General features: G+C 63.8%; 27 protein-coding genes. 13 read left to right on the top strand and 14 right to left on the bottom strand.

What is annotated here, in order from left to right; all coding sequences use genetic code 11:
• Positions 1-16: 16 nt before the first annotated feature.
• Complete coding sequence (locus LDZ28_RS23930; protein ID WP_244829871.1) at positions 17-784, top strand: SDR family oxidoreductase; 768 nt, start codon at positions 17-19, stop codon at positions 782-784.
• A gap of 18 nt (positions 785-802) precedes the next feature.
• On the opposite strand, the gene LDZ28_RS23925 is transcribed toward LDZ28_RS23930, so the two are convergent.
• Positions 803-1,033 (bottom strand): hypothetical protein, encoded by a 231-nt coding sequence (locus LDZ28_RS23925; RefSeq protein WP_244829870.1) that lies wholly within the window; start codon positions 1,031-1,033, stop codon positions 803-805.
• Positions 1,034-1,230: 197 nt separating this feature from the next.
• Here LDZ28_RS23925 and LDZ28_RS23920 point away from each other — a divergent pair, with 197 nt between their 5' ends.
• The 7 genes from LDZ28_RS23920 to LDZ28_RS23890 all read left to right on the top strand — a co-directional run bounded on the left by LDZ28_RS23920 (position 1,231) and on the right by LDZ28_RS23890 (position 9,453).
• Entirely contained in the window at positions 1,231-3,234 is a 2,004-nt protein-coding gene (locus LDZ28_RS23920; RefSeq protein WP_244829869.1) for a sigma-54-dependent Fis family transcriptional regulator, read from the top strand.
• Between the two features lie 226 nt (positions 3,235-3,460).
• On the top strand, positions 3,461-4,525 hold the full coding sequence (locus tag LDZ28_RS23915) for an ATP-NAD kinase family protein (protein WP_244829868.1): 1,065 nt from the start codon (positions 3,461-3,463) through the stop codon (positions 4,523-4,525).
• Positions 4,526-4,545: 20 nt separating this feature from the next.
• Positions 4,546-5,550 carry a thiamine pyrophosphate-dependent dehydrogenase E1 component subunit alpha gene (locus LDZ28_RS23910; protein ID WP_244829867.1) on the top strand — a complete coding sequence of 335 codons (1,005 nt, stop codon included), beginning with the start codon at positions 4,546-4,548 and terminating at the stop codon, positions 5,548-5,550.
• Between the two features lie 35 nt (positions 5,551-5,585).
• Positions 5,586-6,602: an alpha-ketoacid dehydrogenase subunit beta gene (locus LDZ28_RS23905; protein ID WP_244829866.1), complete on the top strand. Its 1,017-nt coding sequence runs from the start codon at positions 5,586-5,588 to the stop codon at positions 6,600-6,602.
• Positions 6,602-7,729: an acetoin dehydrogenase dihydrolipoyllysine-residue acetyltransferase subunit gene (locus tag LDZ28_RS23900; RefSeq protein ID WP_244829865.1), complete on the top strand. Its 1,128-nt coding sequence runs from the start codon at positions 6,602-6,604 to the stop codon at positions 7,727-7,729. Before LDZ28_RS23905 ends, LDZ28_RS23900 begins: the two co-directional genes overlap by 1 nt.
• Positions 7,730-7,843: 114 nt before the next feature.
• Positions 7,844-8,593, top strand: coding sequence for a lipoate--protein ligase family protein (locus LDZ28_RS23895; protein WP_244829864.1), 750 nt, complete (start codon positions 7,844-7,846; stop codon positions 8,591-8,593).
• A gap of 29 nt (positions 8,594-8,622) precedes the next feature.
• A complete protein-coding gene (locus tag LDZ28_RS23890) occupies positions 8,623-9,453 on the top strand; it encodes a hypothetical protein (RefSeq protein WP_244829863.1) in 831 nt (276 codons plus the stop codon).
• 60 nt (positions 9,454-9,513) lie between these two features.
• On the opposite strand, the gene LDZ28_RS23885 is transcribed toward LDZ28_RS23890, so the two are convergent.
• The 3 genes from LDZ28_RS23885 to LDZ28_RS23875 all read right to left on the bottom strand — a co-directional run bounded on the left by LDZ28_RS23885 (position 9,514) and on the right by LDZ28_RS23875 (position 11,333).
• Positions 9,514-10,038 carry a YMGG-like glycine zipper-containing protein gene (locus tag LDZ28_RS23885; RefSeq protein ID WP_244829862.1) on the bottom strand — a complete coding sequence of 175 codons (525 nt, stop codon included), beginning with the start codon at positions 10,036-10,038 and terminating at the stop codon, positions 9,514-9,516.
• 16 nt (positions 10,039-10,054) lie between these two features.
• A complete protein-coding gene (locus tag LDZ28_RS23880; protein WP_244829861.1) occupies positions 10,055-10,405 on the bottom strand; it encodes a hypothetical protein in 351 nt (116 codons plus the stop codon).
• Positions 10,406-10,577: 172 nt separating this feature from the next.
• Positions 10,578-11,333, bottom strand: coding sequence for a DeoR/GlpR family DNA-binding transcription regulator (locus LDZ28_RS23875; RefSeq protein ID WP_244829860.1), 756 nt, complete (start codon positions 11,331-11,333; stop codon positions 10,578-10,580).
• Between the two features lie 80 nt (positions 11,334-11,413).
• Between LDZ28_RS23875 and LDZ28_RS23870 the strand changes: the two genes are divergently transcribed.
• Positions 11,414-12,076 carry an NUDIX domain-containing protein gene (locus LDZ28_RS23870; protein WP_244829859.1) on the top strand — a complete coding sequence of 221 codons (663 nt, stop codon included), beginning with the start codon at positions 11,414-11,416 and terminating at the stop codon, positions 12,074-12,076.
• On the opposite strand, the gene modC is transcribed toward LDZ28_RS23870, so the two are convergent.
• The 3 genes from modC to modA are packed head-to-tail and all read right to left on the bottom strand — an operon-like array spanning position 11,998 to position 14,548.
• The gene (modC, locus tag LDZ28_RS23865) at positions 11,998-13,110 is read right to left on the bottom strand and encodes a molybdenum ABC transporter ATP-binding protein (RefSeq protein ID WP_244829858.1); all 1,113 of its coding nucleotides are present in this window, start codon (positions 13,108-13,110) and stop codon (positions 11,998-12,000) included. The two genes, LDZ28_RS23870 and modC, sit on opposite strands and share 79 nt — an antisense overlap.
• Entirely contained in the window at positions 13,103-13,783 is a 681-nt protein-coding gene (modB, locus tag LDZ28_RS23860) for a molybdate ABC transporter permease subunit (protein ID WP_244829857.1), read from the bottom strand. Before modB ends, modC begins: the two co-directional genes overlap by 8 nt.
• 9 nt (positions 13,784-13,792) lie before the next feature.
• A complete protein-coding gene (gene modA / locus LDZ28_RS23855; RefSeq protein ID WP_244829856.1) occupies positions 13,793-14,548 on the bottom strand; it encodes a molybdate ABC transporter substrate-binding protein in 756 nt (251 codons plus the stop codon).
• Positions 14,549-14,852: 304 nt separating this feature from the next.
• Here modA and LDZ28_RS23850 point away from each other — a divergent pair, with 304 nt between their 5' ends.
• The 3 genes from LDZ28_RS23850 to LDZ28_RS23840 all read left to right on the top strand — a co-directional run bounded on the left by LDZ28_RS23850 (position 14,853) and on the right by LDZ28_RS23840 (position 16,662).
• Positions 14,853-15,638 (top strand): enoyl-CoA hydratase/isomerase family protein, encoded by a 786-nt coding sequence (locus tag LDZ28_RS23850; protein WP_370652264.1) that lies wholly within the window; start codon positions 14,853-14,855, stop codon positions 15,636-15,638.
• A 4-nt stretch (positions 15,639-15,642) separates the two neighbouring features.
• Positions 15,643-16,323: a glutathione S-transferase family protein gene (locus LDZ28_RS23845; RefSeq protein ID WP_244829854.1), complete on the top strand. Its 681-nt coding sequence runs from the start codon at positions 15,643-15,645 to the stop codon at positions 16,321-16,323.
• 153 nt (positions 16,324-16,476) lie between these two features.
• A complete protein-coding gene (locus LDZ28_RS23840; RefSeq protein ID WP_244829853.1) occupies positions 16,477-16,662 on the top strand; it encodes a hypothetical protein in 186 nt (61 codons plus the stop codon).
• Between the two features lie 512 nt (positions 16,663-17,174).
• Here LDZ28_RS23840 and LDZ28_RS23835 read toward each other — a convergent pair.
• The 7 genes from LDZ28_RS23835 to LDZ28_RS23805 all read right to left on the bottom strand — a co-directional run bounded on the left by LDZ28_RS23835 (position 17,175) and on the right by LDZ28_RS23805 (position 21,996).
• Complete coding sequence (locus tag LDZ28_RS23835; RefSeq protein ID WP_370652227.1) at positions 17,175-17,468, bottom strand: cytochrome c; 294 nt, start codon at positions 17,466-17,468, stop codon at positions 17,175-17,177.
• Between the two features lie 20 nt (positions 17,469-17,488).
• Positions 17,489-18,754 carry a sorbosone dehydrogenase family protein gene (locus LDZ28_RS23830; protein WP_244829851.1) on the bottom strand — a complete coding sequence of 422 codons (1,266 nt, stop codon included), beginning with the start codon at positions 18,752-18,754 and terminating at the stop codon, positions 17,489-17,491.
• A gap of 209 nt (positions 18,755-18,963) precedes the next feature.
• Positions 18,964-19,758 (bottom strand): hypothetical protein, encoded by a 795-nt coding sequence (locus tag LDZ28_RS23825; protein WP_244829850.1) that lies wholly within the window; start codon positions 19,756-19,758, stop codon positions 18,964-18,966.
• A gap of 221 nt (positions 19,759-19,979) precedes the next feature.
• Positions 19,980-20,150 (bottom strand): hypothetical protein, encoded by a 171-nt coding sequence (locus LDZ28_RS23820; protein ID WP_244829849.1) that lies wholly within the window; start codon positions 20,148-20,150, stop codon positions 19,980-19,982.
• A gap of 95 nt (positions 20,151-20,245) precedes the next feature.
• Positions 20,246-20,653: a type II toxin-antitoxin system VapC family toxin gene (locus LDZ28_RS23815; RefSeq protein ID WP_244829848.1), complete on the bottom strand. Its 408-nt coding sequence runs from the start codon at positions 20,651-20,653 to the stop codon at positions 20,246-20,248.
• Positions 20,653-20,889: a type II toxin-antitoxin system VapB family antitoxin gene (vapB, locus tag LDZ28_RS23810; RefSeq protein ID WP_244829847.1), complete on the bottom strand. Its 237-nt coding sequence runs from the start codon at positions 20,887-20,889 to the stop codon at positions 20,653-20,655. The genes LDZ28_RS23815 and vapB overlap by 1 nt, the downstream gene beginning before the upstream one ends.
• Positions 20,890-21,123: 234 nt before the next feature.
• Positions 21,124-21,996, bottom strand: a complete 873-nt coding sequence (locus LDZ28_RS23805) for a LysR substrate-binding domain-containing protein (RefSeq protein ID WP_244829846.1) — start codon at positions 21,994-21,996, stop codon at positions 21,124-21,126.
• 113 nt (positions 21,997-22,109) lie between these two features.
• Between LDZ28_RS23805 and LDZ28_RS23800 the strand changes: the two genes are divergently transcribed.
• Complete coding sequence (locus LDZ28_RS23800; RefSeq protein ID WP_244829845.1) at positions 22,110-23,654, top strand: MFS transporter; 1,545 nt, start codon at positions 22,110-22,112, stop codon at positions 23,652-23,654.
• Positions 23,655-23,772 lie beyond the last annotated feature (118 nt).

Raw genomic sequence — 23,772 nt, 5'->3', positions numbered from 1 at the left:
ACAGGAGAACGCCGACATGTCCGACGCAGTGAATCAGCAGAAGCGCATTGCCATCGTCACCGGAGCGGGGAGCGGCATCGGCCGTGCGGCGGCGCTTGCTCTACTCGGCGACGGCTGGTCGGTCGTGCTCGCGGGCCGACGCGCGGCGCCGCTCGAAGCGGTCATCGGCGAAGCCGACGCAAGCGAACGCGCGCTTGCCGTTCCAACGGACGTCTCCGATCCGCAATCGGTCGAAAAGCTCTTTGCGGCGGCAGTCGAGCGCTTCGGACGCGTCGATTTGCTGTTCAACAACGCGGGCGTGAGCAATCCGCCGGGACCGTTCGAGGAATGGACGCCCGAGCAATGGCAAGGCGTGGTGAACGTCAATCTGAACGGCATGTTCTATTGCCTGCAACAGGCGTTCCGGACGATGCGCGCACAAACACCGCGAGGCGGCCGCATCATCAATAACGGTTCCATTTCGGCGAGCGCGCCGCGTCCGAATTCGGCCGCCTACACGGCGACCAAGCACGCGGTCGGTGGACTGACGAAATCCGCATCGCTCGATGGCCGCAAGTACGACATCGCGGTCGGTCAAGTGGACGTCGGCAACGCACTGACGGATCTGTCCGAGCGCATGTCCCGCGGCGTGCCGCAGGCGAACGGCGAGACCGCCATCGAACCGATGATGGACGTGAAGATTGTCGGCCAGTCGGTGCTTTACATGGCGAATCTGCCGCTCGAAGCCAACGTACTGTTCCATACCGTGATGGCGACCAAGATGCCGTTCGTCGGTCGCGGCTGATTCAGTCGAACGCGCCTTTCATGTGGTGCGATACCAGACGCGAATGCCCGAGTACCAATGGCTGACGCTGGTATCGTCGCCCGCGCCGAACGTCGAGAGGCTCTCGACGTTCAGTACATCCACACCGTTTTCCTCGATCCACCGGTTCGCGCGCTCGACCAGCGTCGCGCCGTTCTCATACACGTTGCCTTTGATCAGGTGATGCTGCACGACTTGCCGCTCGAAGTCTTCGTAGGCGATTTTTGCCATCGCTCGTCTCCTGTTTTTCCACGTTGATTGCTGCGGCGCAACCAGTGCGCCGCATGACGCGTCCTGCCGATTCGAGCATCATATGGCCTGAACGACGCCGCGCGCGGAGCGGTTTACCCGCGGTCGCACGACCGTGCGCGAGCGACAAAGACGCCAACCAACGAGCGTCCGGGCACGAGACACCCAGGAGAGCACGCATGGACATGCGGCAACGCGAGCACATCGAGGCAGTCGTCGCGGCGACGACGCGCGCGCAGATTCTGGCCCCTGCGCGCACGCAAGAAAGCATCATTCAGACTTCATGGCGTCGTTGCGTTCATCAATACGGGCTCGATCCGTCGCGCATGCAGGAAGCGCGCATCCTGACGCAGACGCGCTTGCGCGAGCATCAGCAACGGATCGACGATTTCGCGCGCATCGCTCGACATGGACTGGAAACACTTCACGAGCAGGTCGCGGGGATGGGTTACGTCGTGCTGCTGACGGACGCGCTCGGCGTGACGGTCGATTACATTGGCGACGCCAACACCGATACGGCCTTGCGTCGCGCCGGGCTCTATCTCGGCGCGGAATGGAGCGAGGACGGCGCGGGCACGTGTGCGGTCGGCACTGCGCTCGCGACGGGGCAGGCACTGACCGTGCATCAGATCGATCACTTCGACGCCACGCATATTCCGCTCACTTGCACGGCCGCGCCGCTCTTCGATTCGCGCGGCGCGCTCACCGCGATCCTCGACATCTCCGCGCTGACTTCACCGCAAGCGCGCGACAGCCAGAACCTCGCGCTGCAACTCGTGCGAATCTACGTGCGGCATATCGAGAACGCGATTTTTCTGCGCACGCATCGGCAGGACTGGATTCTCAAGCTCAACACATCGCCCGAATTCGTCGATGTCGATCCTGAATATCTGATCGCGCTCGATGAGGGCGGGCGCATCGTCGGACATAACCGGCGCGCGCACGAAATGCTGGCGGCCGAGATCGGGAAGCCTATCGCGCCGGGAGAAACGGCGGCGTCGATTCTCGGCATGCGTTTCGATGCGCTCTTCGAAGCGCGTCTGGAAGATTTGAGCCGTTTCGTCTATTCGCGGCCGAGCGAACTGCGCGCGCTGCCGCTTGCGCGCAGCGGCGCGCTGCTTTATCTGAGCGTGATGCCGCCCGCGCCATGTTTCGCGCCATCGACGCAAGAAAAATCCGCAGGCGCGCCCGGCATTCCCGCGCCGCTGGCGGCCCTCGGCGGCGGCGATTCCGCGCTTGCGCGGCAACTCGAACGCGCCGCCAAACTCGTCGATTCGCCGATCAATCTGCTCGTGAACGGCGAAACCGGCAGCGGCAAGGAATTCTTCGCGAAGGCGCTGCATCGCGCGAGTGCGCGGAGCGCGGGTCCGTTCGTCGCGGTGAACTGCGCGGCGATACCGGAGACGCTCATCGAAAGCGAATTGTTCGGGCATCTGCCGAACAGTTTTTCCGGCGCGGGTCCAAAAGCAAAACGCGGCCTGATTCAGGAAGCCGATGGCGGCACGCTTTTCCTCGATGAAATCGGCGACATGCCGCGTGAGTTGCAATCCCGTCTCTTGCGCGTGCTGGCCGAAGGCGAAGTTCTGTCGATAGGCGCGTCGCGTCCGGTTTCCGTGGATGTGCGCGTGATTTCCGCGACGCATCATTCGCTCGACGCGCTGATGCAGGACGGCCGTTTTCGCGAAGACCTGTACTACCGTCTGAACGGCGCGCGCTTCGCGTTGCCGCCGCTGCGCGAACGATCCGATCTCGACTGGCTGATCCGCAAGTTCCTCGATGCCGATACCGCGCATGGTCCCGTCGCGTTGTCGCCGGCGGCGCGGGTTTGTTTGCATCGGCATGAGTGGCCGGGAAATTTGCGCGAGCTCAACAACGTGCTGCGCTACGCGCGCGCGGTGTGCGCGGATGGCGTGATCGAGGTCGACGATCTTCCGGATGGATTTGTCGAATCCACCGCGCGCGACGCAGCGCCGCAACCGCCGCATGCACATGTGGCCGACGAAGCGTTCGATACACATCGCCTGCCGCCCGAGGGCATGTTGCTGATGCAGTATCTGCGCGCGGCGAGCTGGAATCTGAGCGCCGTGGCGCGGCAGATCGGCGTGAGCCGCATGACGCTGTATCGGCGCATGGCGCGCTATGGCATTCGTTCGCCGAATCAGCGTGACGCGGGCGAACGTTGAGCATCCGCATTTCGCGATACGCCTGTACTCCATGAGACACCTGCCGCTGTGACACCTGTCACGGCGGCACGCGTGCAACGTGCACTACCTCTCGTAAAACACCCGTTATTTCCGGGTAATCCCTCGCTATTCCAATTGGCATAGCGCTTGCCTTTACTCGCCTCACAACCGTTCCAACGCCCGACGAAGCGTCTTTCTTTCGGCCAGGGCCAACGGAGACACCAGCATGCGTGACAGCGTCGAGCCGCTCGTCGGCATCATCGCCAATCCGGTTTCGGCGCGCGACATCCGGCGCGTGATCGCCAACGCGAACAGCCTGCAACTCGCGGATCGCGTGAATATCGTGCTGCGGCTCTTGTCGTCGCTTGCGGCGTGCGGCGTCGAGCGCGTCCTGATGATGCCGGATCGCGAAGGGCTCAAGGTCATGCTCGCGCGTCATCTCGCGCGCAAGCACGGGCACGACGCGGATCTCGCGAGCGTCGAATTCCTCGATATGCCCGTGACCGCGCGGGTCGACGACACCTTTCGCGCGGCGCGCATGATGCAGGACGCGGGCGCGGCGGCGCTCATCGTGCTGGGCGGCGACGGCACGCATCGCGCGGTGGTGCGCGAGTGCGGCGCGGTGCCGCTCGCGGGCTTATCGACGGGCACGAACAACGCCTACCCGGAAATGCGCGAGCCGACCATCTCCGGGCTTGCCACGGGTCTTTATGCCACCGGCCGCATTCCGGCTGCGCAGGCGCTCATGTCGAACAAGCGCCTCGACATCGACATACGCGATCAGAACGGCGCCGTGCGCCATGACATCGCGCTCGTCGATGCCGTCATCTCGCACGAAAAATTCGTCGGCGCACGCGCGCTCTGGAAGATCGACACGCTCGCGGCCGTCTACGTGTCTTATGCCGATCCGCAGGCCATCGGCATGTCGGCCATCGCGGGCTTGCTCGAACCAATCGGCCGTCACGAGCCGGGCGGCCTCGCCGTCGAACTGGCCGCAACGGGCAAGGGCGAATTCGAACTTTGCGCGCCCATTGCGCCGGGCTTGATGGAGCGCGTGCCGATCGCAAGCTGGCAGCGCCTGGCCGACGGTGTGCCGCAACACGTCAAGCAGCGCGCGGGCATCGTCGCGCTGGACGGCGAGCGCGAGCTTGCTTTCGGCCCCGGCGACGAAGTGACCATCACCTTGCGTGAGAACGCGTTTCGCAGCATCGATGTCGCCGCGTGCATGCGCTATGCCGCGCGCGCCGGACTCATGCGCTTATCCGGCAACACTGCCAGCACCGTCGTTTAACCCGATCGAAGGAGACAGACATGACATCGTCGCAAACCCCGCAGCATGCGGGAGGCTTGCCGTTATCGAAAGAAGAACTGCTGAGTGTCTACCGCAAGATGCGCACGATCCGCGATTTCGAAGAGCGTCTGCACGTCGATTTCGGTCGCGGCGACATCCCCGGTTTCGTCCATCTCTATGCGGGCGAAGAGGCGGCGGGCGTCGGCATCATGCATCACCTGAACGACGGCGACCGCATTGCGAGCACGCATCGCGGACATGGGCACTGCATCGCGAAAGGCGTCGATCCCGTCGCCATGATGAAAGAGATCTACGGCAGAAAGGGCGGCTCGTGCAACGGCAAGGGCGGCTCCATGCATATCGCCGACCTGTCCAAAGGGATGATGGGCGCGAACGGCATTCTCGGTGCGGGCGCGCCATTGATCTGCGGCGCGGCGCTCGCGGCGAAGTTTCGCGGCAAGGGCGAAGTGGGCATCACCTTCGCGGGCGATGGCGCGTCGAACCAGGGCACCTTTCTCGAAAGCCTGAATCTCGCGGCGGTGTGGAATCTGCCGGTGATCTTCGTGATCGAGAACAACGGCTACGCGGAATCGACCGCGCGCGATTACGGCACGGCGGTGGATAGCTACGTGGATCGCGCGGCGGGCTTCGGCATTCCCGGCGTGACGGTGGATGGCACCGACTTCTTCGCGGTGCACGAAGCAGCGGGCGAAGTGATCCGCCGAGCGCGTGAAGGCGGCGGCCCGGCGCTGCTCGAATGCAAGATGATCCGCTTCTACGGCCACTTCGAAGGCGATGCGCAGACGTACCGCGCGCCCGGCGAACTCGACGATATCCGCTCGAACAAGGATTGCCTGAAGAAGTTCGCGCATGCCGTGACGCAAGCCGACGTGATCTCTCCCGGCGAACTCGATGCCATCGACCGCGAAGTCGCCGCGCTGATCGACCGCGCCGTGCAGGAAGCGAAGGACGCGCCACTGCCGGCCGCGGCCGACCTGCTCACCGACGTGTACGTGAAGTATTGATCGCCCATTCAAAACACTTAGCGAGACAAATCATCATGGCCCGAAAACTGAGCATGAAGATGGCGATCAACGAAGCCATCGACCAGGAAATGACCCGCGATCCGAGCGTGATTCTGCTTGGCGAGGATATCGTCGGCGGCGCCGGCGCGGACGGCGAGAAAGACGCGTGGGGCGGCGTGCTGGGCGTCACGAAAGGACTGTACGCCAAGCACGGCGACCGGCTGCTCGACACGCCGCTCTCCGAATCGGCGTACGTGGGCGCGGCAATCGGCGCGGCGGCGTGCGGCATGCGGCCGATCGCGGAATTGATGTTCATCGACTTCATGGGCGTGTGTTTCGACCAGATCTTCAATCAGGCCGCCAAGTTCCGCTACATGTTCGGCGGCAAGGCCGAAACGCCCGTCGTGATTCGCGCGATGGTCGGCGCGGGCTTTCGCGCGGCCGCTCAGCATAGCCAGATGCTGACGCCGCTTTTCACGCATATTCCCGGTCTCAAGGTCGTCTGTCCGTCCACGCCTTACGACACCAAGGGCCTCTTGATTCAGGCGATTCGCGACAACGACCCGGTCATCTTCTGCGAGCACAAGAACCTTTACGGTTTCGAAGGCGAAGTGCCCGAGAACTCGTATGCCATTCCGTTCGGCGAGGCCAACATCGTGCGCGACGGCAAGGATGTGTCCATCGTCACTTACGGGTTGATGGTGCACCGCGCGCTGGAGGCGGCCGCGACGCTCGCGAAGGAAGGCATCGAAGCCGAGATCGTCGATCTGCGCTCGCTGTCGCCGCTCGATATGGACACCGTGCTCGAAACGGTCGAGAACACGGGAAGACTCGTCGTCGTCGATGAAGCGAGTCCGCGCTGCAACATCGCCACGGATATCTCGGCGCAAGTCGCGCAGCGAGCGTTCGGCGCGCTGAAAGCAGCCATCGAAATGGTCGCGCCGCCGCACACCCCCGTGCCGTTCTCGCCAACGCTCGAAGATCTGTACATTCCGAGCGCTGCACAAATCGCCGACGCCGCGCGTAAAACGATGAAAGGAGGAAAGCACTGATGCCCGCAATCACACCGATCGTCATGCCCAAATGGGGCTTGTCGATGAAGGAAGGCACGGTAAACGAGTGGCTCGTGGAAGAGGGCGCGCAGATCGCCGTCGGCATGCCGATTCTCGATGTCGAAACCGACAAGATCGCCAACGCGGTGGAAGCGCCCGACGCGGGTACGTTGCGCCGCAGGGTTGCGTCGGCGGGCGACACGCTGCCGGTGAAAGCGCTCCTCGGCGTGCTCGCGCCGGCCGAGGTTAGCGACGCCGATATCGACGCCTACGTGTCGTCCTACGAAACGCCGCCGGACGAGGAAGGCGAGGGCGACGAAGCGGCGTCGGCATATCACTTCGTCGATGTCGACGGCATTCGCGTGCGCTATGCCGCGCGCGGCGGCGACGATGCGGGCAAGTCCGCGGTGCTGTTCATCCACGGTTTTGGCGGCGATCTCGACAACTGGCTCTTCAATCTCGACGCGCTCGCCGAACACATTCGCGTGTTCGCGCTCGATTTGCCGGGCCACGGGCAATCGACGCCCAAGGTGCCGGGCACGACGCTCGCCGATCTCGCGCGCTTCGTCGCGCACTTCATGGACGCGGTGAATATCGAAAAGGCGCATCTGGTCGGGCACTCCATGGGCGGCGGCATCGCCGCGCAACTCGCCGTCGATGCGCCCGCGCGCGTGCAATCGGTCGCGCTCGTGTCGCCCTCCGGTTTCGGCGATGAAGTGAACAACGCGTACACCGAGGGTTTCGTGAGCGCGCAATCGCGTCGCGAGCTGAAGCCAGTGGTCGAGCTGCTGTTCGCCAATCCGGAGCTCGTCAGCCGCCAAATGCTCGACGACTTGCTCAAATACAAGCGTCTGGATGGCGTGAGCGAAGCACTGACTGCGCTCGGTGGCGCGCTCTTCGGCGGTGGCAGCCAGAGCGGTCAGCCCGGAAGAAAGCTTGCGGAAAGCGGCAAGCCGGTGCTCGTGATCTGGGGCGCGAAGGACCAGATCATCCCGGCGGCGCATGCCGAAAACGCGCCGAAGCATGCGACCGTGCGCGTATTCGACGATGCCGGGCACATGAGCCAGATGGAGAAAGCCAACGAGGTCAACGCGTTGTTAAAGGAGCATGTGGGCAAGACCGTCTGATCGCGCGCAGGGTCGAGGCAACGCGCCGTCGCGGCGGCGCGTTCTCAGCCGCGCGCCCGCTTCTTCGCTACTATGTGCGATGTCGCTGTCACCGCGCGTCCTGACATCCACTCCATGCCCTTCGAATTGCTCGATTTCGAAACGCTGCCCGGGAATCCGCTGCAAGCCGAGGAAGCGCTGCTCGACCGCGCGAAAGCGGGCGATGCGGTGGCGCATCTGTGGGAAGCGCCGCGCTCGCTGATCGTGCCGCGCAGTTATCAGCGTTATGCGCCTTTGGCCGATGCTCGCGATGATTTCGCGCGACGCGGCTGTCCCGTCTGGCTGCGTTTGTCGGGCGGCGGGCTGGTTCCACAAGGTCCCGGCATTCTCAATCTGAGTCTCGCGTATCCCGTGCACGCGCCGATGGGCGCGCTTGCCGAGCCGGTCTATCTGCATCTGTGCGGCATCATCGCGGATGCGCTCAACACCCTCGGCGTGCTCACGCACTGGCAAGCGGTAGAAGGTTCGTTCTGCGATGGCCGCTTCAATCTCGCCTGGGGTCCCGGCCACGATGCGCGCAAGATCGCCGGCACGGCGCAATACTGGCGGCGCGTGTCGTCGTCCCTCGACGAGCAACCGCGCCATGCCGTGCTGGCTCACGCCGTTCTGCTCGTCGATGCCGATCCCATCGAGATCAACGAGCGCGCGAATGCGTTCGAGGCGCTCATCGGCAGCGGGCGGCGCTATGAAGAGATGAAGGTCGTGACCGTGGCGCAAGCGCTCGCCTACGAAGGTTTCGGCATGCCGCCCGGGCTGCGCGAGCGCGTGCGAAATGCCATCGCGGCGCGCGTCGTGGCCGCCGATTTGCCGCAAGCTCCTCTCTAACGCAGCGCTCATCGACCATCGAGGTCATCATGCCGTTCAGACTCGCTTCGAACGGTTTCTTTTTTGCGCTGTGGGTGGCGGTGTGCGCCGCCGCGCCCGAGTTTCTCTGGCAAGGGCTGTTCTCGCTCTTCGGACATTTCTCTTTCAGGGATGCCGCCGCCGCGTTGCTCATCGGCGCGATTCTCGCGTTCTTCGTCGAGCCGCTGCTGGAGCGCTTGCGCGGGTTGCAGGGACACGTGCATCGCGCGGAGAAATCGCCCGCCTTCGCCGCGTGCGAAGCGTTGAGCTTCGCGGTCGTCGCGGTGTGCGTGCACGAAGCGATCACCGTGTATGTAGCGGCGAGCCATTCGAACGAACAGGCCAGCGAGAACCTCGCGAAGGCGGTGGGACAGGCGCTGCAATGGGCGGCGATCCCGTTCGTCATCACGATTGCGTGGATGTCGGCGCGCGGGGCAGTCTGGATGATGTGGACCGCAGCCGGGCTCGCCGTGATCTTCAGCTACCTGACCGGCGTGCTCTTCGAATGGCAGACGCACGTGCTGGTCACGAGCGTGATTCCGGCGATTCTCGTGCTGATCTCGGGATGCATCATCGTGCGCGAACAGTGGGATGCGGACACGTTTCGCCGCTGCGCACGGGCACTCGCGGTGATCGCGCTTGCGTGGCTCGTGCTCTCGGGCGCGGTGCAATGCGTGCTATGGCTCGCGCACGTGCAGTCGTTTCGCCTTTACGACACAGCCGAGTTCTTCAGCGATCTGCGGTTTTATATCGGCTGGGTGACCGGACTGCTCGTGGCGCCGGGAATCGTGGCGCCGGCACTGGCGCGCCCCGACGATGATCAATGGAAACCGCGTCTCTGAGCTGCGATGCCTTCGTAAAAAAAGCGCCGCTGAGGAAGGCTCAAGCGGCGCGTGTCGATGTCAGCTCGAAGGCGGAGGAGGCGGTGGCATGCCCGGCGGAGGCGGCGGTGGCGGCGCGTAATACGCCGCGCCGTTCGGTGGCGCGGTGCGCAACGGACCTGCGACCGGAACACGATCGCCCGCTGCGTACATGCACTGCAGATACGCGTAGTCGTAGCGGCGCTGCACGCCGTAGCCCGACGTTTGCGCCGCGCCCATGCCGACCGCGCTGCCGGTCAACAATCCCGCGCCCGCGCCGATAGCCGCACCCGTGCCGCCGCCGAACGCCGCGCCCGCTGCCGCACCGATGGCGGTCCCAACCACGGCGCTCCCCACCGCGCTGTTCGTCGCAGCCTGATCTGCGGTGACGCCGCCCGTTTGCTGAAACGCGAACTGACGGCACGATGCGTCGTCCGCGCGGAACTGGTCGAAGGTCTTGCCGGTGCCGGGCAGCGCCATCACGCTGGGTCCGGTCGGCATGACCGTGCACGCGGACAGACCCAAGCCTGAGAGCGCGAGAAAAATAACGAGCCTGCGAGTATTCATAAAAGCCAGCTTCGATTCAATTCGATGGCGGCGGGGGTTGCGCCGGAACTTCGCGCCATCCACCGGGACACTGCTTGACATACGGGTAGTACGTGCGCGATCCCTCGCAGTAATACCAAGTGCCGCCCGACTGAGCCTGAGCCTGTGATTGGTCGGGCTGGCCTTGCTCGACATAAGTGGTCGGCGCGGCGGGCGCCGGAACGATGACCTGCGGCGGCGCATAGTAGTACGGCACGGGCGCCACCGGATACGGGTAGTACAGCGGCCCGCCGATAAACACGCCGACGTGACCGCCCGCGTGCGCCGTGGCGGCGAAACCCGCCGCGGCAAGCGCCGACAACGCGATGAGAGCCTTCACGCGATTCACGACATTTCTCCAAAAATTATCGCCTGACCCGTTACCCGTACAGCATGGAGAATTCCTGCCCGGACCGCGTTTGGCGTATTTTTCTACGCTATTCCAGTTGCGGAGGAAATTCAATTACGGCTCTCCCGATGATTCTTTCGGCGCGTTACCCCGTAACAAGTTGCGGCATCGATCAGGCGCGAAGGATGGTCACGCCTGCTTGTTCGATGGGATCGGTGAGACGTGCATCCGTCGCACTTTCGACGATGACCGTCTGCGCAAGCTCGATATCGCCGATACGGTATGGCGATGCCGCGTTGAGCTTGGCGGCAGACGCGAGCACGACGGTCTCCGCCGCGCGCGCCGCGAGCGCGCGTTTGATATGCGCTTCCTCGAAATCGCCGGTGGTCAGCCCGGCAGTGGGATGAACGCCCGTGACGCCCATGAAATACAGATCGGCGTGGATATGCGACATCGCTTCGACGGCCGCCGCGCCGACCGTGACGATGGAATGCTTGAAAAGCTTGCCGCCGATCAGCACGACTTCCACCGTCGCGTGTTCGGCGAGCGCGACGGCCACGCTCGGACTATGCGTGACGATCGTAACCGCGAGGCTCGCGGGAAGTTGCTGTACGAGCAAGGCCGAAGTCGTGCCGCCATCGACTATCACGATTTGCCCCGGTTCGATCATCTCCACGGCGCGCCGCGCGATACGGCGCTTCGCCTCCGATTCCATTTCCTGCCGACGCGCAAACGGCGCCACGGCCGGAGAGGCGGGCAGGGCGCCGCCGTGCACGCGTTGCAGCAGACCTTCCGCAGCCAACTCGCGTAGATCGCGGCGCACCGTGTCTTCCGACACGCCGAAACTCGCGCTCAACTCGCTGGCGAGCACCTGACCGTCACGCGCGAGGGCGTCGAGGATTGTTTTCTTGCGTTGACTCGTGAGCATGATCGTTGCACGAATTTGCTTGTAATTGCACGAAACTGCACGTTACCATGGAAGGCACCACCACGCCATGGAAGACTGCAATGACTGAGACCAAGGAACGAGTACGCGTGCTCGATACCGCTGTTTTATCCGACGACTGGTACGTGCTGAGAAAGGTCACTTTCGACTTTCTGCGCCGCGACGGCACGTGGCAGCGCCAGAGCCGTGAGACCTACGATCGCGGCAACGGCGCGACCATCTTGCTGCGTAACCGGCATAACGGCCACGTGCTCCTGACGCGCCAATTTCGCATGCCGGCTTTCGTCAACGGCCACGACGGCATGTTGATCGAAGCGCCTGGTGGCCTGCTCGACAACTCGACGCCGGAAGAGCGCATTCGCGCCGAAGTCGAGGAGGAAACCGGGTATCGCGTGCAGCACGTCGAAAAGATCTTCGAGGCGTTCATGAGCCCCGGATCGGTGACGGAGAAACTCTACTTTTATCTCGGCGAATACGACGGCTCCATGCGCGTCAGTGACGGCGGCGGCGTGGAGGACGAAGGCGAGGAAATCGAAGTGATCGAGGTGCCGTTGGAGAAAGCGCTGGCCATGATCGACAGCGGAGAAATCGCCGACGGCAAGACCATCATGCTGCTGCAATACGCCGCGCTGAAAGAGCGCCGCGATCAGGCGAGCAGCGAGACGGCCTTTACCTGCGCCCAGACCCGCACGCCCGCGACAATCCCTAGCCGGTCCAGCGAATAACGCGTGATGCGCGCGAGGAGCGGCGAGCCGTCCACGTCGAGGCGCACGACGACTTGCGCGGGGTCGGCATCGTCGGCGATGTCGGACACGACTGCGGGCAGCAGATTGAGAACGCTGCTCGACGTGTGCGGTTCATTGCCGGCGATCAGGCTTACGTCGCGCGCTTTCACGGCGACACGCATCGCGCGGCCTCGTTCGACTGGCGCATGCACGACGGTGAGCGAGGCGCGCCCGCCCGGCAGCGCGAGCGACAGCAAACCATAACGCGCATCGTGATCGGCGACGATGCCTTCCAGCACCACCGATGCATCGTCGGCGAGCGCGAGCGGCAGATCGAGCCGCGCGAGCGTATCGGCAATTGCGCCGCTCGCCAGCGCGCGGCCGGCTTCGAGCAGAACGAGGTGATCCGCGAGGCGCGCGACTTCCTCGGGCGCGTGGGTCACGTACAGCACGGGGATATCGAGCTCGTCGTGCAGACGTTCGAGATACGGCAGGATTTCGAGCTTGCGTTTCTGATCGAGCGCGGCGAGCGGTTCGTCGAGAAGCAAGAGACGCGGACTCGTCAACAGCGCCCGCGCAATGCCCACGCGCTGGCGTTCGCCGCCCGACAATCCGCCTGGATCGCGCTCCAGCAGATGCCCGATGCCAAGCAGTTCCGCCGCCTGTTCCAGGTCGACGCGTCGCTCGCTTGCCGCCACGCGATCGAGCCCATAGCGAAGATTCTTGCGCACGCTCAAGTGCGCGAAAAGACTGGCTTCCTGAAAAACGTAGCCGAGCGGACGCTTGTGCGTCGGCAGAAAAACGTTGCGGTCGGTATCGAGCCACACGTCGCCATTGACGACGAGCCTTCCCGCGCGCGGCCGTGCGAGTCCCGCGAGACAGCGCAGCAGCGTGGTCTTGCCGGAACCCGAATGGCCGAAGAGCGCGGTCACGCCGCGTCCCGGCAAGCGCAGATCGACATCGAGCGTGAAGCGGCCTTGTTCGACGAGAAAGCGCGCCTCGATGGCTTGACCGGTCGATGAGATTTCAGGCATGCACCGCCGCCGATCGACGGCTCGAATAGAGCAGCAACAGCACGATGAACGAGAACAGCACCATGCCGCCCGCGAGCCAGTGCGCCTGCGCGTATTCGAGCGCTTCGACGTGATCGAAGATCTGCACGGAGACCACGCGCGTGCGCCCGGGAATATTGCCGCCTATCATCAGCACGACGCCGAATTCGCCGACCGTGTGCGCAAAACCGAGGATCGTCGCCGTGACGATGCCCGGCCGCGCAAGCGGCAACACGACAGTGAAGAACGTGTCCCACGGTCCCGCGCGCAAGGTCGCGGCGGCTTCGAGCGGACGGCTGCCGATGGCTTCAAACGCGTTCTGCAGTGGCTGCACGACGAACGGCATCGAATAGATGACCGAGCCGATTACGAGCCCCGCGAACGTGAAGGGCAAGAGGCCGATGCCCGACGCCTGCGTGAGCTTGCCGACGTAGCCGTTCGGCCCCATCAGCACGAGCAGATAAAAGCCGATGACGGTAGGCGGCAGCACGAGCGGCAACGCCACCACCGCGCCGACGACACCCTTCGCCCGCGAGCGCGTGCGCGATAGCCACCACGCGACAGGCGTGCCGATGACGAGCAGAAGCGCCGTCGCCAGCGACGCCAGTTCGAGCGTCAGCGTGATGGCCTGGAGATCGGCGCTATCGAGCGGCATCGCGAACAATCAGAGCTGATAGCCGAACGAGCGGATCACCTCGGCGGCCTTCGGTCCCTTGAGGTAATCCTCGAACTGCTTCGCGACCGGATTGTCCTTGCCCTTGTTGAGAATGACCGCGTCCTGCTTGATCGGCTCGTGCAGCGATTCCGGCACGATCCACGCCGAACCGCTCGTGATCTTGCCGTTCTTGTAGATCTGCGAGAGCGCGACGAAGCCGAGTTCGGCATTGCCCGTCGCGATGAACTGCTGCGCTTGCGAGATGCTTTGCCCTTCGACGATCTTCGATGCCACCGCCTGCGTGAGCCCGAGCTTGTCGAGCGTCTGCGTGGCGGCAAGTCCGTACGGCGCGGCTTTCGGATTGGCGATCGCCAGATGCGTGAACTGGTTCTTCTTCAGCACTTCGCCTTTGGCGTCGACGTAACCTTCCTTCGCCGACCACAACGCGAGCGCCCCGGTCGCGTAAGTGAAGCGGCTTCCCGGCACCGTCATGCCTTCGCTTTCGAGCTTGGCGGGCGTGGTGTCGTCGGCGGCGAGGAATACTTCGAAGGGCGCGCCGTTCTTGATCTGCGCATAGAACTGACCCGTCGCGCCGAACGAAGCGACGACCTTGTTGCCGGTATCCTTTTCGAAGTCCGCTGCAATGGCCTGCACGGGCGCCGTGAAATTGGCCGCCACGGCGATCTGCACTTCGCCTGCAAACGCCGACGAAGCGGCGAAGCCCACCGCCAACGAAAGCAAAGTGCGCAACAAACGAGTCTTCACGTAAAGCTCCTTGGGTTCTGTTTTATTGGCTGCACCGGATTGCGCGCTGCTGGTCTTGGATCTTCGCGCGGTCATGCGATCCGGCGAGCACCGTAATATATACGACTATATTGCGTTCGGGCATGCTCGCTGCGTCACATGACGAGTATGGGTCTCCTCGGATGATTTCGTGTGAGTGAGACTCATGAAAATCGATTGACCGCCGCCGCGATGTTCGCCGAAACTTTGCAAATGATCCGCCTGGAACTGAGCACGGCTCAACTTTCGGCGGCAAGCATAAGGAGACAAGGACATGTCCGACGCCATGAATCTGCAACGCATCGAGCTCTCGGTGACGGGACACGTCGCCCGCGTGACGCTGGATCGCGCCGATGTACGCAACGCCTTCGACGACGCGACCATCGTCGAACTGACTGCCGCCTTTCGCGCGCTCAACGACGACACGAGCGTGCGCGTCATCGTGCTCGCGGCGAACGGCCCGGCCTTTTGCGCGGGCGCCGACCTCAACTATATGAAGCGCATGGCCGGATATTCGGAGGCGGAAAACCGCGCGGACGCGCTCGGGCTTGCGACCATGCTCAACACCATCTACACGAGCGCGAAGCCGGTGATCGCCAGCGTGCAGGGCGATGCCTACGCGGGCGGCATGGGCCTCGTCGCCGCGTGCGATATCGCGGTGAGCGTGGACAGCGCGAACTTCTGCCTATCGGAGGCGAAGCTCGGGCTCATGCCCGCGACCATCGCGCCTTACGTCATTCGCGCGATGGGCGCGCGCGCCGCGCATCGCTACTTCGTGACGGCCGAGCGTTTCGATGCGACGGAAGCGCTGCGTATCGGCTTCGTGCATCAACTGACGACGAGCGGCGAGCTCGACCGAACCGTCGATGCAATGGCGAACGGCATCGCGTCCAACAGCCCGAACGCCGTGGGCGAGTGCAAGCGGCTGGTGTCGGAACTCGCGGGCAAGGTCATCGACGATTCGTTGATCTCCGATACGGCCGAACGCATCGCGCGCATTCGGGCATCGGACGAAGGGCGCGAGGGCGTGCAGAGCTTCCTCGAAAAGCGCAAGCCGTCATGGCTCGGGTGACGCGATGATCACGCTGCATCATTGCGTGAGCGCGCGGTCGTTCCGGCCGCTTTGGGCGCTCGAGGAAATCGGCGTGCCGTACCAACTGAAGATGCTGCCGTTTCCGCCGCGTGTGGTGGCGCGCGAGTTCATGCAAGTGAACTCGCTCGGTACGATTCCGGCGTTCAATGACGACGCGCTCTTCATGACCGAATCGGCCGCGATTTGTCAGTATCTTGCGGCGCGTTATTCGCCCGGCGCCCTTGATGTCGGTTCGCACGAAGCGGACTTCGGCCGCTATCTCAACTTCCTGCACTTCGGCGAGGCGACGCTCACGTTTCCACAGACGCTCGTCTTGCGTTACACGCATCTGGAGCCGCCCGAGCGCCGGCAGCCGCAAGTCGCCGAGGATTACGCGAAGTGGTTTCATGCGCGTCTGCGCACGCTCGTGCCGCTGCTGGAGCGCGAGGCTTTTTTATGCGCGGGGCGGTTCACGGCCGCGGATATCTCGGTTGGTTATGCGTTGATGCTCGCGGAGCATATCGGTTTGCACGAACGCTTCGCGGAGCCGATCGCGCGCTATTGGTCCCGATTGCGCGAACGCGATGGTTTCCAGCGAGCCATGCGCGCGCAAAGCGACGCGGCTGTCGCGCAGGGCGTGTCGCCCGATCCATCGCCGGATATGCGGCCGTTCGGCTCGCGCTAGCAGCCTTCCGGCTCGACGCGTGAACGCGGGCGCACGTCGTCCCTCCTTCACGTCCCCCCATCCGCGGGGCTGTGCGGAACGCCATCGAACCTTAATCTGCTCATCAGGCGCTCACGTTTGCGAGCGCAAATCAGACAGACGAGGTAACTGGCGATGTACGTCTTCTCCTGGCTCTTATCGATGATCGTCGCGCTCGTGGCAACGGGCACGATCGTATTTGCGATGCCGCGCTCGGCCGCCGACGAACTCAGCGTAGCGACCGCGCCGCACACTTTCTTCAGCAGCGAATTGAATCGCATGACGACGATGCTGGCGTCGTGCGTGTCAGACGTAGATTGACGCTATTCGAGGCGCGCCGCACGATGCAAAGGCGCTCACGGTTAGCGGTTTCGAATCAACACGTTGCATTGATTTCCATAACGATATCCACAGGCTTGTGCAGAAGATCTGTGGACAACCAGGGCCGGGGGCGCCCTGGAAACGAAAACCCCAACCGGCGCACGGGGAGCGCTGGGGAGACCACATACAATGAGACGCGAAGGCGTCCAGGCGAGCGGGGCCAACAGGTTCGAGGTTCGATACGAACGTAAATTCACCGCGCGGAAAAGCGCAGGGGAGACCAACAGTCAATGCGGGGAACGAGGCGCGCGGGGGTGCGCTTCGGCGGTGAGACGTGCGTAAGCGCCGCAAGCGGGCGAAAAAAAAGCCCGCTGCATTGAGCGGGCTTGAATCCATATCGGTTGAGACATGGAGGAGACAAGGCTTAGTATAAACCCTTACCCATCCAAGTCAAGCGTCAAACCAAAAAAATTTGCGCTGGGGAAGGGCATCGTCAAGCAAGTCTGCTTCGGTCATTGCTTGCCGAGACTGTGGTAGTACGCCGCGAGATTGGCGATATCCGCCTCGGACAAGGGTTTCGCGACCATCGACATCATTTCGTTCTGGCGCGCGCCCGTGTGAAAGTCGGTCAGCGCCTTCACGAGATACTCCTCCGTCTGCCCCGCGAGGTTGGGCGCTTCCGGCAGCTTCGACATGCCGTCGAGCCCGTGGCACGCCTGACACTGTGCCGCCTTCGCACGCCCCGCCTTCATATCGCCCGCTGCGAGCGCGACGCTGGATACCGCCAGCATCAGGCTTGCCACCACGGCTGTCTGCGCCGGCCGCATCACTTCGACCCCGAATACGAAATACGATAGATGGCGCCGGCATAGTCGTCGGATACCAGCAGCGAGCCGTCCTGCAATACCTGGACATCGACCGGGCGTCCCATGTACTCGCCGCTCGAAGTGAGCCAGCCATCCGCGAAGACTTCCGGTTCGCCCGCCGTGCCGTCGTCCTTGACGGGCACGTACATGATGCGTGCGCCGATCGGCTTCGTGCGATTCCACGAACCGTGTTCCGCGACGAAGATGCCGCCCTGGTACTTGTCCGGGAACGTCTTCGCGTTATAGAACGACATGCCGAGGTCGGCCGCGTGCGCCGCGAATTCGACTTGCGGATACACCAGGTTCGCCGGCGGATTCTGATCCTTGTAGTCGACGGTCCGCACCTTGCCGCCGCCATACCACGGGAAGCCGAAGTTCTCGCCCGCCTTGGTCGCGCGGTTCAGTTCGCCCGGAGGAATGTCGTCGCCCATGCCGTCGACCTGGTTGTCGGTGAACCAGAGCGTCTTGTCCTTCGGATTGAAGTCGAGGCCGACCGAATTACGCACGCCGTGCGCGTAGGTTTCGCGGTTCTTGCCGTCTTGATCCAGACGGATGATGCCCGCGAGCCCGTTCTTGTCGATATCGGCGAGTTTGTCTTTCGGCGGCACGTTCCACGGCTGGCCGAGCGCGATGTATAGCTTCTTGTCAGGCCCGATACGGCACGCGCGCGCGCCGTGATTGAAGCTCTCGAACGTCGCCGGGATCAGCTTGCCTTGCGGCACGACGACCGCCGCAGCCACGTCCGGCCCGCCGTCGCCGAAGAACTGCGCCGCCGGGAAACCGAGCACGCGATTCTGCTCGACCACGTAAAGCACGCCATCCGGCGAGAAGCAGACGCCGTTCGGCACCTTGAACGTGACCGACGAGGCGAATTGAACGACGTCATCCGCGACGCGCCTTTTGGTTCGATCCGTCACCTGCCATACGCGATTCTTGCGCGTGCCGACGAACACCACGCCCGTCGAAGGCTCGATAGCCATGTGCCGCGCTTCCGGCACGATTGCATACAGGTCGATCTTGAAGCCTGGCGGCAGTTTGATTTGCTTGAGATTTTCGCGCAGCGCGTCGGCGGTCTGGCCGCCTTGCGGCACCTTTTCGGCCTGACTCGTGCCGGTCTGCTTGAAGTTGGACAGCGAATTGAGATTGTCTTGCGCGGCGTTCGCATACGGCAGGCAGGCGAGCATGGCGCCGACCGCCAACGGCAAAAGCTTGAGCGTTGCGTTCATCTGGTTGTCTCCTTGTTGTTACGGCTTATTGAACCTCACTGAACAACACGACTGATGACTCTCGCCGAAGGAGACGGCGTCACGCGAACCTCGACCAAGCACGCGTATTACGACGCCGCTGCCTACGGTAGCAACAATCTTAGAATACGAATCGCCCGCTGCAAGCAGCGAGCCGGCTTTTTTCACGCGCTGATAAAAAGCGTCGGCAGCTATTTCCTGCCATCGAAGAGAAAGACGTTGGCGCGGTCGGGGCTCGGCAGCGCGACCAGCAGGCGCGGGCCGTCGAGCACGGCGGCGCCCTTGACGGTCGCGTCGGGCAGCGGGCAGGGCGCGGGGCCGAACGTCACCGAGACGTCGTAGGCGTTCGCGCCGGGACGCGGCGCCACCGTTCCCTTGAAGATGCAACCGGCGCTCGTCGTGCCGGCGGCGTAGCCATCGGCGGCGACGGTGATGCGCGTGGTCGTCGCGCCTCCGAGCGACATTCCGCGGCCGCTGTAAAGACCGCCCGCGTTGGCGAGGCTCGGTCCGGTGTCGAGCATCGGCGCGGCGTGCACGTTGAAGGAGAGGTTCGCGCCGCCGTTTTTGCTTGCGACCGTGCCGCTTACGGCCGGCGCTTGCGCGAAGTTTGCGCTGAAGTTGGCGGCGGTGGCGGGCGCCCGGCCCACGCGATAGTCGAACGCCGAGGTGCTCGCGAACTTGCCGTCGCTCGTCTGCGTGCCGCCCGTGGCGATGGCGACGCCCGACAGGTTCGTGCCGCGCGTGTCGTTCGGAGTGCCGTAGAAGAGATACGCCGAGCCATCGAAGAGCACGAGCAGCGTGGCATCGGCCTGACTGTTGTCGATTGTCCCTTTGTAGACGCCGCCCGATGGCAGCGTCGTCGTGACGGTGCCGGGCGGTGGCGGAGCGGAAGAGTCGGTTGCGCAGGCCGCGAGCGCGAGACTCAGGGCGAGCGGCAATGTGAAAGTCAGCGGGACTGGCGGCTTGAATCTTGTGGTTATCGTCACTCTGGACTCCGGTCTCGATCGAGGCGGCATCGTGCGATGCGCGCGGTGAACGTCCTGTATAGGCGCTGAAAAAGCACAGGTCAAGCGCGATGCACGACCGTGCGGCGCGCCGAGTCTTCCTCGTTCAGCGTCTTTACGACGGCTTCATGTCGATGCGATCGGAATGCAGATGTGGTGAAACTCGTAAGTGGCGCCGTCTCGTTCGAACATGGCTTGTTCGCTTAGTAAGCGCCTGCGATCGGCAACAGCAGATAGGGCAGCAGCGCTTCGTAAGACATGGCCGTCGCTTGCGTGTCGGGCAAGGTGGGCGCGGTATCGATCACGGGTGCGTCGCGCCCGATGTCGATGTCGACGAGCGATGCGCCTGCGATGGGTGTCGGTTCGATCTTCATTTTCCCCTCCTGTCATGCAGCGTGTGAGGGGAAGTCTGGGCGCGAAGAGTTAGGACAGTGTGAGGCCGCAAGGCTCTTGCGTCAGGACGCGCGTCTCAAGCGGGACCGTCGAGCCAGTTTTCGATCTTGACGCCTGGATAGTGAGTGAAATCCCTCACGTTGTTGGTCACGACCGGTACGCCGAGCGCAACCGCATGGGCCGCGATCAGCTTGTCGAGTGCGTCGTGCTTGCGCTCTCGCGTGGCCGCGCGGATCGGGCCATAAGCGCTTGCCGCTGCCTCGTCGAAAGGCGCGACTTCGATCAGTTTCACGAGCGCAGCGAGATTGTTCCGCTCGCGCCTGGGTCGCGCACTCGTGCTTGCGCCGTATGCCAGCTCCGCGAACGTAATCGATGACATGACGACGTCGCCGACAAAGAGCTGCGCGAAACGCCGCGCCACCTGTTCGGGCTGATTTTTCATCAGGTAGATACACATATTCGTATCGAACAAGTACTTGGGCATCAGAGCGCGTCCCGTTTGTCTTGCGTCTGATCGCCACGCCCCTCCGACATGAAGTCGGCGCCAAAACGCCCGAAACAGTCGAGCGCGCCGGCAAGCGGGCGGCGCAGGCGGCGAATCCGCAATTCGTCGCCCACGCGTTCAATCTCGACTTCCGTTTCCGTTTCGGGAAACGCGATATCGGCGGGAATGCGAATGGCCTGCGAGTTGCCATTGCGAAAGATTCGGGTAATAGCCACGTTGGCACCGTGTGTGTACATACGTGTGTACTGTACCAGACGGATCGAAGGAACGGTTGATTGCATGGCGGCGTTCTTGAAGTCAAAGGAAATCGAACAAAGCGCGGAAAGGTTTTTGCTCATGCGTCTTATCGTGCACCAACCGACGCAATCAGAAAACTACCCCGATCGGCCAATCCAATTGATATGTATCGATCATCCAAGCAAAGCCAACAATGCAACCGGAAATTCGCTTCACGCCTTCGAAGCCATTTCCAAAAACCCCTTTACCGCCGCCCCTTTCTCGAACCGCCGATACACCACCGCGACTTCCGAAGGCACCGGCTTTCCCGCGATCTCGCGATACTCAACGCCCGGCACCGTCACGCATTGCGCGAGCGATCGTGGCACGACCGCCACATCGCCGCCGAGCGACACATGCGCGAGCACATCCGACAGCGTGCCCGGCTGTCCGGCGATGTGCGGCTCGAAGCGCCCGCGTCTTCCAACCTCGAGCGTGCCGGACTCCTGCTCCGGCAACACGAACGACTGACCACGCAGTTGCGCGGGCGTGATGGTTTCCGTTTCCGTCAGCGGAGAATCGGCCGGCAGCGCGACGATGAACGCATCGCGACGCACCGTGCGCACCTCGACGCCATCCGGATACGGCACGGGCGGCCGCACGTAAGCGATATCGATATGACCGTCGATGAGCAGCGCGCCCGCCTCGCGCATGACGATCTCGCGGATACCGATGGCAACCTGCGGATAGCGCGCACGAAAGCCGCGCACGTGTGTCTGCAGCACGCCCGAATAAACCGCCGAACCGACGTAGCCGATCACGATCCTGCCCAGCTCGCCGCGCTCCGCCAGCGCCGCGCGCTCGGCCCCGCGCGCGAGATGATCGAGCGCGCTCGATGCCTCGACGAGATACGCCTCGCCCGCCGCGGTCAGCGCCACCGAGCGCTTCGTGCGCTGAAAAAGCCGCACGCCAAGGAGCCGCTCCGCTTCCTGAATTCGTCGCGTGAGCGCGGGCGGCGCAATGCCGAGTTCATCGGCGGCACGCGTGAAATGCAGATGCCGCGCGACGCTCAAAAAGCAGCGCACATGGCGCAATTCCACTGGCATGAGAGCCTCGCTTCGTATTGTCGAATGCATCAATTATTTGGAGATTCTATGTCAATGACAGACAAGAGTGATCTCACTAGCATCGATAGTTTCATCGTCAACATTCGCCCGCCATGTCCGACACCGCCGATGTCTCGCCGAACCAGTCCGCCGCGCGCTTCGTGCTTCTCACCGCATCGGCGACTTGCTCGCTGATCACGCTCGACACCAACGTCGTCGCCGTGGCGCTGCCATCCATCGCGCGCGATTTCCACGCCGGTTTCGCCGATGTCGAATGGGTCGTGAGCGCCTACATGGTCGCGTTCGCCGCGTGTCTGCTGCCGGCGGGCGCGCTCGCCGACCGCATCGGCAGAAAGAAGATGCTGATCGCCGGGCTCGCGGCGTTCGCGCTGGCCTCGCTCGGCTGCGGCCTCGCGCCTTCCGCGTTCGCGCTGAATCTGGCGCGCGCGGCGAAGGGCGTCGGCGCGGCAATGCTGCTTACGTCCGCGCTCGCGATCATCGCCAACACCTTCCACGAAGGCGCGGCGCGCGCTCGTGCATGGGCGATCTGGGGCACCTGCATGGGTATTTCGACGACCGTCGCGCCACTCGTCGGCGGCGCGATCACGCAATGGTTCGGCTGGCGTTGGATCTTCCTCATGAACCTGCCGATCTGCGCGCTGCTCGCGTGGTGCGCGTGGCGCGGCATGCGCGAGTCGCGTAATCCGCATGCGGGATCGCTCGACCTGCTCGGCAGCGCGATCTTTGCCGCGTCGCTTTCGCTCGGCATCTGGGCGCTGATCGGCGGTCAGGCCGATGGCTGGACGAGCTGGCGCACCGAAGCGCGCCTTGCCGCGTGCGCGGCGCTCCTGGTCGTGTTCGTGCGCGTGCAACGCTCGCGCGCGCATCCGATGATCGATCTCTCGCTGTTTCGCGAACCGCGCTTCGTCGCCGCCGTGCTCGCCATGTTCGGCTACGCGGCCTGCGCGCAAGTCATGATGACGTTCCTGCCGCTTTATCTGCAAAACGCGTTCGGCTTGACCGCGGTGCGCGCGGGCGTCGGCATGTTGCCGTTCGCGCTCGCGATGATCGCCGGGCCGCATCTAGGCGCGGCGCTCGGCAAGCGCGTGCCTGCAATGGCGCTGCTCACGCTCGGGCTTGCGACCATCGGCGTGGGCAATCTGCTGACGGCGTGGTTCGCGTCGATGTCGTATTACGGGCTCATCGCGGTCTCGATGATCGTCACCGGACTCGGCGCGGGCATCCTCAACGGCGACACGCAGAAAGCGATCATGGCGTGTGTGCCGGCGCATCGCACGGGCATGGCGTCGGGTATCAGCACGACGACGCGCTTTACGGCCATCGTCACGTCGGTGGGCGTGCTCGGCGCGGTGCTCGCGGCGCGCACGAAAAGCGCGCTCGATCTGCATGCAAGCGGTTTCCCTGTCCTCATGCACGCGCTCGATGAAACCTTCCTCTCGCGCGTGCTTGCGGGCGATCTGGCACACGCGGGCGCGGGCGGCAACGCGGCTGTCATCGCGATCGCACGTGCGAGTTTCGCGAGCGGCTTCGCGGCTGCGTTAGGTGTGGCGGGCGTGAGTGCGTTGCTCGTGGCGTCGGCGGTGTGGGTGCTTGCCGGACGCAGCGAGCGGGCTAGCGCTGTGCGAGTCGACGCGTAGAGAACCATCCCGTGCGCGTAAGAATCAGCGGGATAACCCCTATGGGTGAAGATCCGCCCGCCGTTTACTGTATCGATACACTAAATCGATACAGCCGCAACCGGCGCACTGCGATCCG

The organism is Caballeronia sp. TF1N1 (assembly GCF_022878925.1).
In the GTDB taxonomy this organism is placed as follows: Bacteria; Pseudomonadota; Gammaproteobacteria; order Burkholderiales; family Burkholderiaceae; genus Caballeronia.
The sequence above is the reverse complement of the archived record's forward strand: the minus strand, read 5'-3'. Positions and strand labels throughout refer to the sequence as shown.

Coding starts and splice junctions, on each gene's coding strand:
- LDZ28_RS23930 (WP_244829871.1), top strand. CDS start 17: ATGTCCGACGCAGTGAATCAGCAGAAGCGCATTGCCATCGTCACCGGA.
- LDZ28_RS23925 (WP_244829870.1), bottom strand. CDS start 1,033: ATGGCAAAAATCGCCTACGAAGACTTCGAGCGGCAAGTCGTGCAGCAT.
- LDZ28_RS23920 (WP_244829869.1), top strand. CDS start 1,231: ATGGACATGCGGCAACGCGAGCACATCGAGGCAGTCGTCGCGGCGACG.
- LDZ28_RS23915 (WP_244829868.1), top strand. CDS start 3,461: ATGCGTGACAGCGTCGAGCCGCTCGTCGGCATCATCGCCAATCCGGTT.
- LDZ28_RS23910 (WP_244829867.1), top strand. CDS start 4,546: ATGACATCGTCGCAAACCCCGCAGCATGCGGGAGGCTTGCCGTTATCG.
- LDZ28_RS23905 (WP_244829866.1), top strand. CDS start 5,586: ATGGCCCGAAAACTGAGCATGAAGATGGCGATCAACGAAGCCATCGAC.
- LDZ28_RS23900 (WP_244829865.1), top strand. CDS start 6,602: ATGCCCGCAATCACACCGATCGTCATGCCCAAATGGGGCTTGTCGATG.
- LDZ28_RS23895 (WP_244829864.1), top strand. CDS start 7,844: ATGCCCTTCGAATTGCTCGATTTCGAAACGCTGCCCGGGAATCCGCTG.
- LDZ28_RS23890 (WP_244829863.1), top strand. CDS start 8,623: ATGCCGTTCAGACTCGCTTCGAACGGTTTCTTTTTTGCGCTGTGGGTG.
- LDZ28_RS23885 (WP_244829862.1), bottom strand. CDS start 10,038: ATGAATACTCGCAGGCTCGTTATTTTTCTCGCGCTCTCAGGCTTGGGT.
- LDZ28_RS23875 (WP_244829860.1), bottom strand. CDS start 11,333: ATGCTCACGAGTCAACGCAAGAAAACAATCCTCGACGCCCTCGCGCGT.
- LDZ28_RS23870 (WP_244829859.1), top strand. CDS start 11,414: ATGACTGAGACCAAGGAACGAGTACGCGTGCTCGATACCGCTGTTTTA.
- modC (WP_244829858.1), bottom strand. CDS start 13,110: ATGCCTGAAATCTCATCGACCGGTCAAGCCATCGAGGCGCGCTTTCTC.
- modB (WP_244829857.1), bottom strand. CDS start 13,783: ATGCCGCTCGATAGCGCCGATCTCCAGGCCATCACGCTGACGCTCGAA.
- LDZ28_RS23850 (WP_370652264.1), top strand. CDS start 14,853: ATGAATCTGCAACGCATCGAGCTCTCGGTGACGGGACACGTCGCCCGC.
- LDZ28_RS23845 (WP_244829854.1), top strand. CDS start 15,643: ATGATCACGCTGCATCATTGCGTGAGCGCGCGGTCGTTCCGGCCGCTT.
- LDZ28_RS23840 (WP_244829853.1), top strand. CDS start 16,477: ATGTACGTCTTCTCCTGGCTCTTATCGATGATCGTCGCGCTCGTGGCA.
- LDZ28_RS23830 (WP_244829851.1), bottom strand. CDS start 18,754: ATGAACGCAACGCTCAAGCTTTTGCCGTTGGCGGTCGGCGCCATGCTC.
- LDZ28_RS23820 (WP_244829849.1), bottom strand. CDS start 20,150: ATGAAGATCGAACCGACACCCATCGCAGGCGCATCGCTCGTCGACATC.
- LDZ28_RS23815 (WP_244829848.1), bottom strand. CDS start 20,653: ATGCCCAAGTACTTGTTCGATACGAATATGTGTATCTACCTGATGAAA.
- LDZ28_RS23805 (WP_244829846.1), bottom strand. CDS start 21,996: ATGCCAGTGGAATTGCGCCATGTGCGCTGCTTTTTGAGCGTCGCGCGG.
- LDZ28_RS23800 (WP_244829845.1), top strand. CDS start 22,110: ATGTCCGACACCGCCGATGTCTCGCCGAACCAGTCCGCCGCGCGCTTC.